The sequence below is a fragment of the Thermogladius sp. genome (assembly GCF_049970955.1).
GTDB lineage: Archaea > Thermoproteota > Thermoprotei_A > Sulfolobales > Desulfurococcaceae > Thermogladius.
In genome coordinates this window covers 1-4,440 of sequence record NZ_JBMFLY010000067.1, presented here as the reverse complement: position 1 = coordinate 4,440, position 4,440 = coordinate 1, and the positions used below count along the sequence as shown (strand labels likewise).

At 58.4% G+C, this 4,440-nt stretch carries 5 protein-coding genes; all 5 read right to left on the bottom strand.

Going from position 1 to position 4,440, the window contains the following annotated elements; all coding sequences use genetic code 11:
- On the bottom strand, nucleotides 1-323 hold a 323-nt coding region (locus ACP5VX_RS06330), incomplete at its 3' end, for an ATP-binding cassette domain-containing protein (RefSeq protein ID WP_428725041.1).
- Between the two features lie 8 nt (nucleotides 324-331).
- Entirely contained in the window at nucleotides 332-1,069 is a 738-nt protein-coding gene (locus ACP5VX_RS06325; protein ID WP_428725040.1) for an ABC transporter ATP-binding protein, read from the bottom strand.
- Nucleotides 1,066-2,019 (bottom strand): branched-chain amino acid ABC transporter permease, encoded by a 954-nt coding sequence (locus ACP5VX_RS06320; RefSeq protein ID WP_428725039.1) that lies wholly within the window; start codon nucleotides 2,017-2,019, stop codon nucleotides 1,066-1,068. The genes ACP5VX_RS06325 and ACP5VX_RS06320 overlap by 4 nt, the downstream gene beginning before the upstream one ends.
- A 6-nt stretch (nucleotides 2,020-2,025) precedes the next feature.
- Nucleotides 2,026-2,901, bottom strand: coding sequence for a branched-chain amino acid ABC transporter permease (locus ACP5VX_RS06315; RefSeq protein ID WP_428725038.1), 876 nt, complete (start codon nucleotides 2,899-2,901; stop codon nucleotides 2,026-2,028).
- Between the two features lie 106 nt (nucleotides 2,902-3,007).
- Nucleotides 3,008-4,336: an ABC transporter substrate-binding protein gene (locus tag ACP5VX_RS06310; RefSeq protein ID WP_428725037.1), complete on the bottom strand. Its 1,329-nt coding sequence runs from the start codon at nucleotides 4,334-4,336 to the stop codon at nucleotides 3,008-3,010.
- Between the last annotated feature and the right edge of the window lie 104 nt (nucleotides 4,337-4,440).

The window sequence follows — 4,440 nt, the reverse complement described above, 5'->3', positions numbered from 1 at the left end:
CTCTCTAGGTAAGCCCCCGCTAGCAGGTTCTCCTCGACGGTGAGGTTAGGGAAGATCCCCCTGCCCTCCGGCACCATCGTGAGCCCCAGCGCCACCCGCTCGTGGACTCTCTTGCCGGAGATGTCGACCGACTTGAAGACGACGCTCCCGCTGTACAGCGTGGTATAGCCCATGATAGTCCGGAGCAGTGTAGTCTTGCCGGCTCCGTTGGGGCCTACGACGGCGACTATCTCGCCTTTGTCGACGTAGAGGGAGACGTCGTGCAGGACCTTGAACTCGCCGTAGCCCGCGTTAACCCTCCTAAGCTCGAGTAGGCGGGTCATCCGACCACCTAGACGGGCTTGATACCAAGGTACGCCTCTATCACCCTGGGGTTCGAGGCGACCTCCTCCGGGGGGCCCTCGGCGATCACCCTGCCCTCGTGGAGTACCACGACCCTCTTGCTCAGGGACATCACGAACCTCATGACGTGCTCGACCACTACGATGGTCAAGCCCCGGTCGCTCCACACCTTCTTGATGACCTCGGCCAGCCTCTCCTGCTCGTGGGGCCTGAGGCCGGCGGCGATCTCGTCCAGCAAGAGGAGTTTGGGCCCGGTGGCCAGGGCTCTAGCCAGGTCTACGAGCTTGTGCTCCATTAGCGTGATCTCGCTCCCCAGCCTCCCCCATTCCTCCCTTGGTAGACCGATCAACTCGAGGACCTCGACGGCTGTTTTACGGGCCTCCTCCACGCTGTCCGTCCTCAAGAGAGCCCCCGTTGTCACGGCCTCCAGGACGGTCAGGTTCCTGAAAGGCCTCACCTTCTGCCACGTCCTGGCTATACCCAGCTTCGCCACCTCGTGGGGCTGTAGGCCGGTTATGTCCCTACCCATGAAGAACACCCTGCCCTTGTCCGGCTTGTACACCCCGGTGATACAGTTGAACAGCGTCGTCTTACCAGAGCCGTTGGGCCCTATGAGGCCGACTATCTCCCCTCTACCCACGCTGAGGGTGACGTCGTTGAGCGCCACTACACCGCCGAACCTCTTCGTCACGTTCTCGACCCTCAGGATGACTTCCGGGCCGCTCACTTCCTCCACCACCTCCTCAACTGGTTGAAAAGCCCGGCTAGGCCCTCTGGCTTGAGGATCCCGACGACTATCAGGGCCACGCCGTAGAGGAGGAGGTCTAGGCCGGGGAAGACCCCGCCCAGGGTGCTACGCAGGTACTCGCCTAGAGCCCTGAAGACCATGGCGGCCGCTATCGCCCCGCTAATAGAGCCTAGGCCCCCGATTATCCCCATTATAGCGATGCTTATAGCGAGCCCGGCGTCGAAGAGCCTGTACGAGAAGCTCGAGTATATGACCACCTGTAAAAACCCGGCCGCGCCCGTTATGAAGGAGTATATGGCTAGAGCTATCAGCTTGTAGAGCCTCGTGTCGATGCCGATAGCCTCGGAGACGAGCTCGTCCTCCTTTATATTCCTCAAGTAGTAGCCGATCTTGGAGCCCGTGATGTAGATGTTGACGAGTATGACCGCCAACAAGACCACGTCGACTATGATGAAGAGCTCGAAGTAGGTCCTGGGCCTCAGGTACAGCCAGCCCCACTTGTTCGGCAAGTAGAAGTCCCAGGGGCCCATGAAGTACCTGAACAAGTTGTTCAGTATGACGACAAGGGAGGCTGTCATCAGGGCGTACCAGACCTCCCTGACCCCGAACCTGAACGTGGGTATACCGATCAACACTGCCAGACCCGCGGCGACGGCGCCGCCCACCCACACGCCCACCACTGGCGGTAGCCCGAGCCTCATCCACAAGAGCGAGGTCACTATACCCCCGAGAGCCATGTAAGCGCTCGAAGCCAAGTCTAGCTGCCCGGTCAGGCCGCCGATGATGTTCCAAGCGGCGACGAAGGCCGCGAACAGCGCTACCTGGGTCAGTAAGAGCATGTAGTAGTTGTTCCCCGACACTAGGAAGCCCACTGCCAGTAGGGCGGCTTGGAAGAGGGCGATCGAGAGTAGAGTGCTCCTCGTCAACACATCTCTTCACCTCTTCGCGAAGAAGCCCCTCGGCTTAAACCACAGTATGAAGAAGAATATCAGGTAGACCACGGCCATCTTCACCGAGGGGCTTATGAGGCTGCCCATAGACTCGGCTATCCCGATGATCACGGCCGAGACCGCCAAGCCCCGTATGCTGCCGAGACCCGCGAGTGCTACTGCGACCCACGAGACCAGGCTGAAAGAGGTCCCGAGGTAGGGCCACACCTGCCCCATCTCCATCCACAGGCCCGAGGCCACTCCTACCAATACCATTCCGATCGCGAACGTGAGCAGGTAGACTCTCTCGACGTTGATGCCCATGAGCATGGCACTAGACCTGTCGTCTGTGACAGCCCTCATTGCCAGGCCTAGCTTAGTCCTCGACAAGAACTGGTCCAGTAGGAAAAGTACGAGGACCGACACCGCCGCCGACAGCAGCTTTGACTCGTATATTACAAACGGCCCTATGCTTATACCGCCCGAGAAGACGGGGTTCGGGTACCCCCTCGGCTCGGCCTTAAAGTAGCCCAGGGCTATATTCTGGAGCACGAAACCTAGCCCGACCGTCACAGCTATCTGGATAAGGGGCTCCTTGCCGAGGACGGGGTTTATCAGCCCCTTCTGTATCGCGAGCCCCAGCACAAACAATACTGGTAGCACTAGGAGCATCGACAACAAAGGGTCTATGTTTAGGTATGTCGATATCAGCCACACGAAGTACGCCGAGATCATGACTAGGTCTCCGTGGGCGAAGTTGATTATGTCCATGACCCCGAATATGAGGGCTAGGCCTGAGGCTACTATCGCGTAGAACAAGCCTAGGAAGACCCCGTCTATAACCTGCTGTAGGATGGCGATGAGTACTCCTCCAACCGACATCTATACAACACCCTGTACATGCGTGTACGGATGCGTCCTCTGTATATAGGTGTGGGACAATTCTTAATAAAATTGGCTGGTTAGGGAGCAGTCGGGGACGAAAAAATCAGCTACCGGGTCTGGGGAATACGGGTTGGACGCCCTCCTGTGGCTGAGGCCACACAACGACAGGTGTTAGAGTGCCGTTTATCAACTGTACTTGTAGTACGGCTGTACCCGCGTACAGGTTCTCGCCGTTCGGCGCGAACTTAATCCTGCCCGTCGGGTAGAGCTGGGCGGCTATGCTGTTGCTCTCGTTCAGGTCTAGGCTGAGGAAGGCCTGCCTCAAGTGGTCTGGGTTCAACGGGTCGTCCGGGAACATCTGGCCGGCCTTCTCGAGCGCCTCGTAGATCGTGAAGAAGGAGTAGAAGACCTCCCCGGCGGCCTCGGTCGGCATCTTACCGTACCTCCTCATGAACTCGCTGACCAGCTTCCTGTTCCACTCCGTCGGCTTCGCCGGGTTGTAACTGTAGGTGTTGGTGTAGTACAGGACGGCGTCGCCGGCCGCCTTAATGGAGTCCGGGTCCGTGAAGCCGCACGCGCCGGCGCCCGCTATGAACTTGGGGTTCAGCCCGGCGGCCTTCGCCGTCTTTGCGAACAGGACCCCGTCGCTGAAGTAGGGGACGGCTATTATGATGTCCGGGTTCAACCTCTTGATCTGGTCTATGATCGGGCTCATGTCCGTGATGTCGTACGGGTAGGTTATGTGCGACAACACCTCCACGCCGTACTTTACTAGCTGGAGGTGGGCTCCGTTGCTAACCGTAGTCCCGAACACTGAGTCCTCGTTGATGATCACGGCTGTCCTAATGGTCACGTTGTACTTCTTAGCCATATCCATGACGAAGTCCACGGCCGAGACTCCGTGAGCGCTGGCTCTGGGGGCCACTCTGAAGAAGTACATCCAGCCCTGGTTAGCCAGGTCGTCTACTAGGGCGTCCGTCACCAGGATGACCTTGTTCTGCTCGGTCACAGTACCCATCGCCATCGTGAACCTGCTGATGTACGCCCCGTAAATTATGGGGACGTGGTACTGCGAGATCAGCTTCTCCGCCGCCAGCCTAGCGGACTCGGGCGACGTACCGGCGTCCTCGACCACGATGTCCAGCTTCGCGCCCCCGAGCGACCTGACCCCGCCTAGCTCGTTGTTGATTATGTCCACGACAAGCCTGGCGGCGTCGACCGCCTCTCTACCGAATATAGCGTAAGGGCCCGTCAAGGGCTGGACGACGCCGATGACGACCTTCTCAATCTTAACCTTGGTAGGGGTTGGAGACGGGGAGGGTGTCGCGGCGGGCTTCGAGGTGTAAATGTAGTAGCCCAGCGCAGCCGCAACTATCGCTACGATCACCACTATGGCGATTATTAAGGGGGTTCGAGAGGGTTTACTAGCCATAGAACCGACCCTTCTCCTTATACATATATGTGTAGTATGGTGAAATAAAAACTTTAGTGGGAAAACTGTTTAATCGCGCTGATTCACTTGATTAGCCTTGAGAC